The sequence below is a fragment of the Nocardioides sp. genome, from assembly GCF_050699375.1.
Taxonomy (GTDB): domain Bacteria; phylum Actinomycetota; class Actinomycetes; order Propionibacteriales; family Nocardioidaceae; genus Nocardioides.
Genome location: NZ_JBOHDN010000334.1, coordinates 1 through 3924, shown reverse-complemented (window position 1 = coordinate 3924; position 3924 = coordinate 1). Strand labels below are relative to the sequence as shown.

At 69.2% G+C, this 3924-nt stretch carries 3 protein-coding genes; 1 reads left to right on the top strand and 2 read right to left on the bottom strand.

Going from position 1 to position 3924, the window contains the following annotated elements; all coding sequences use genetic code 11:
• Nucleotides 1-49: 49 nt before the first annotated feature.
• Nucleotides 50-997: a mechanosensitive ion channel family protein gene (locus ACRDPS_RS22840; protein WP_431503961.1), complete on the bottom strand. Its 948-nt coding sequence runs from the start codon at nt 995-997 to the stop codon at nt 50-52.
• 120 nt (nt 998-1117) lie between these two features.
• On the opposite strand from ACRDPS_RS22840, the gene ACRDPS_RS22835 reads away from it, so the two are divergent.
• Nucleotides 1118-1408 carry a hypothetical protein gene (locus ACRDPS_RS22835; protein WP_431503960.1) on the top strand — a complete coding sequence of 97 codons (291 nt, stop codon included), beginning with the start codon at nt 1118-1120 and terminating at the stop codon, nt 1406-1408.
• A gap of 17 nt (nt 1409-1425) precedes the next feature.
• Here ACRDPS_RS22835 and helR read toward each other — a convergent pair whose 3' ends face one another.
• A complete protein-coding gene (helR, locus tag ACRDPS_RS22830) occupies nt 1426-3723 on the bottom strand; it encodes an RNA polymerase recycling motor ATPase HelR (RefSeq protein WP_431503959.1) in 2298 nt (765 codons plus the stop codon).
• Between the last annotated feature and the right edge of the window lie 201 nt (nt 3724-3924).

The window sequence follows — 3924 nt, the reverse complement described above, 5'->3', positions numbered from 1 at the left end:
AGCTTGTCGAGACCATCGAGGTCTCGACAAGCTCGACCGCCGGCGTACGTCAGACGTTGGCCTTCTCGTCCTCGGTGGCAGCCTTGTCGTCTCGGTGCCAGATGACCCGCTGCGGGAACGGGATCTCGATGCCCTCGTAGTCGAGGCGGGCCTTGATCCGCTGGCGCATCTCGCGAGCGATCGCCCACTGCTTGAGCGGCAGCGTCTTGATGAGCACCCGCACGGTGATCGAGTCGGCGGCCAGCGCCTCGACGCCGGTGACCTCGGGCTCCTCGATGATCTGGCCCTTGAACTCCTCGTCGACCCACAGGTCGTGGGAGACCTCGCGGAGCACCCGCTGCACCTTGTTGAGGTCCTCGTTGTAGCCGACGCCGACGTCGATGACGGCGCGGGCCCAGTTCTGGCTGTGGTTGCCGACGGTGAGGATCTCGCCGTTGGGGATGTACCAGACCGTGCCGTCGAGCGAGCGCAACCGGGTGATCCGCAGCGTCACCGCCTCGACCGTGCCGCTGATGTTGTTGACCTCGATGCTGTCACCGACGCCGTACTGGTCCTCGATGATCATGAAGATGCCCGAGAGGTAGTCACGCACCAGGGACTGGGCACCGAAACCGAGCGCCAGACCGACGATCCCGGCCGAGGCGATGATCGGCGCGATGTTGATGCCGAGCTGGTCCAGGATCATGGTGGCGAAGATCGCGACCAGGACACCTGTGATGACGCTCTTGAACAGTGAGCCGATCGCCTGCGCGCGCTGGCTGCGACGAGAGGACGCGGTCATGGCCTCGCCGGCGTCGAAGCGTTTGGGGATCTTGCCGGCCAGACCGGGGCTCTCCATGGCACGGACGACGACCTTGTCGATCACCCGATGGAGAATCCAGCGGAGCACGATCGCGAGGACGATCAGCCCGACGATGCGCAGCGGGATGCCGATCACCCATTCGCCGAGCTTCGACCAGGAGACCGAGAGCAGAGGGGGGTTCGGGGGGATGGACATGGGGTCCAGTATCCAGCCCGCTCAAGGGCTGCGGCCAATCCCCGACCGGGCATCGGCTGCGGGCGCCGCGACGAGGGGTAGAGATGAGAAACCACAGGTACGCCGGTTAGTATCTGCCCCGTGAGCAACCAGATCCTGCGCCGCGCCGCCATCTTCGGCGCCTCCGCCTCTGCCGCCGTCGTCGCCTCTGTTGCCGCCGCCGGCCCCGCCAGCGCCGAGGTGCCCAACGGCTGGCCGATCGCCGAGGACATGACCGCCTCCGGCCTGCTCCTCGTGATCCTGCTCCTCCCTGCGATCCTCACGGTGGTCATCTCGCTCCTGGTGCTGCTGCCCGGCGTGCTCCGCGGCGAGGGCCTGCTCCCCAAGCCCCACAAGGGCGAGGACGACAACCTCCCCGCCACGACGCACTGACACAGGGACGCACTGACTCAGGTCAGGATGGCCAGCTGCTGGGTCGCCCGCGTCATCGCGACGTAGCGGTCCACGGCTCCCTCGATCCCCGTCCCGTACCCATCGGGGTCGATGAGCACGACCAGGTCGAACTCGAGCCCCTTGGCGTGCACGGGGCTCAGATGGCGTACGCGGCCTTCGGCCGAAGCGGAGCCCGAGGAAATCTGCTCAGCGTCCGATGAGCCGGCGGCGATGACACAGGCGACACCCTCCTCGTTCTCGGCGAGCCAGGTGTCCAGGATCACGTCGAGATCCGTGACGGCGCCGCGGGCGACCGGGATCCCCGAGGCGCGGATCGACGTGGGCACGTTGGCGTCGGGGAGGGCAGCCCGGATGACCGGCTCGGCCTCGGCCATGACCTCCTCGGGCGTGCGGTAGTTGATGCTCAGGCCGGCCATCTCGATCCGGTCCAGGCCGACCCGCTCGAGGCGCTCCTGCCACGACTCGGTGAACCCGTGCCGCGCCTGCGCCCGGTCGCCGACGATCGTGAAGCTGCGCGAGGGGCAGCGGCTGATCAGCATCTGCCACTCGGCGTCGGTCAGCTCCTGGGCCTCGTCCACGACGATGTGCGCGAACGGACCTGCGTACGGGTCGAGCTCGTCCGGCTCTCTGACGGAGTCGTCGACGAGCGCGGTCCGCAGGTCCTGGCCGCGCAGCATCGACATCACCTTCATGTCCGAGTCGTCGTGGCTGATCAGGTCCGAGACGACCTCGGCCTTCGCCTTTCGGTCGGCGGCCGCGGCTGCCTTCTGTGCGCTCCGGCGCCGGGAGGCATCGGGGTCGCCGAGCCGGCGGTGGGCGGCGTCGAGCAGCGGCAGATCGGCCTCGGTCCACGCCTGACCGGCCTGGAGAACCCGCTCGCGCTGAAGGTGGTCCACCTCCTCGGGGGAGAGCCAGGGCGCGCACATCCGCAGGAACGCCGGCACCTCCCACAGGTCGCCGACGATGTCGGCCGGCCGCAGCCGCGGCCAGACCTGGCCGAAGACGTCGAGCAGTTCGGCGTTGGTCTCCACCGAGGCGCGCAGGGCGTCGGTCGCGTCCTCGTCGACGAGCCCGTACGCGTCGAACTCGTCCTCCCCCTGGCCCGGGCTGTTCCAGGCATCCTCGGCCCAATCGTCGACATCGGCGTCGTAGTCGCGGTCGGGGTCGTCGCCTGCGTTCTGCTGGATCTTGTCGGTCACGATCCGCAGCAGCGCGTCCCAGACCTGGTCGCGGGCGTCGTTGTGCGGCACGCCCTGCTCCGCGGCGGCGAGTGCCTCGGCCCAGTCGCTGGTGCTGATCACCGCGTCGCCGTACGGAGTCTCGACGAGCGTGGGCTTCGACGGCGGCTTCTCGTAGAGCGCGACCGCGGGTTCGATGGCCGCGACCATCCTGGAGTCGGCCTTGAGCCGGGCGACCTCCAGGTCGGTCTCGGGCGCGAGCGACGCGCCCTCGGGCACCATCCGGCGCAGCGTGGCGGTGCGTACGCCCTCCTCGCCCAGGCTCGGCAGCACGTCGGCGACGTAGGAGAGATAGGGCTCGTGCGGTCCGACGAACAGCACCCCGCCCTTGCCCTCGCCCAGGCGAGGGTCGGAGTAGAGCAGGTACGCCGTGCGGTGCAGCGCCACCACGGTCTTGCCCGTCCCGGGGCCGCCGTCGACGACCAGAGCGCCCCGGGAGGACGCGCGGACGATGGCGTCCTGGTCGGCCTGGATGGTGCCGAGCACGTCCCGCATCCGCGGGGAGCGGCTGCTGCCGAGCGTGGCGATGAAGGCCGACTGGTCATCGAGCGCGGCATGCCCCTGAAGTCCGTCGGCGGTGAAGACCTCGTCCCAGTAGTCGGTGATCCGGCCGTTGGTCCAGCGGTAGCGGCGCCGGCTCAGCAGCCCGCTCGGGTCGCCATGTGTGGCCGCGAAGAACGGCTCCGCCGCCGGCGAGCGCCAGTCCACCAGCAGTCGCTGTCCGTCGCTGCCGGTCAGCCCGAGCCGGCCGATGTAGATCGTCCGGCTCCGGCCGTCGGGGCCGGGCTCGGCGACGATCCGCCCCAGACACAGATCCAGGCTGAACCGGCGCAGCATCCGTAGCTGCCCGCCGATGCGGTGCACCTCCAGGTCGCGGTCCATCGCCTCCTGGCCGTGACCTCCCGGCCGGCGGCGTACGTCGTCCAGCCGCTCGTGCAGCTCGGCGACCTGCTCCTCGAGGCTCTGCTTGATGGCGGCGAAGTGCCGCTCGTCCTCCGCGATCAGTGCCGGGTCCGCCTTGGCGTCGTGCCGCCCCGCGAGATCGAATGCTTCCACTGCTGAATCCCCTGTCTGATCAGGCGTTTTACCTGTTCGAGGAGGAGATTCTGCCCCAATCCGGGGGCCTTGCGGCAAGCCCCTGTATGCGCTATAAAGTTATTAGTGGAAGGGGAGATCTCCCCTTCCTTTCGTCGTTTTAAACGCCGAGTCGGCGCATCTTGACCCCAAAAGCCGCCGAGTCGGCGCGTTCTAACGCGC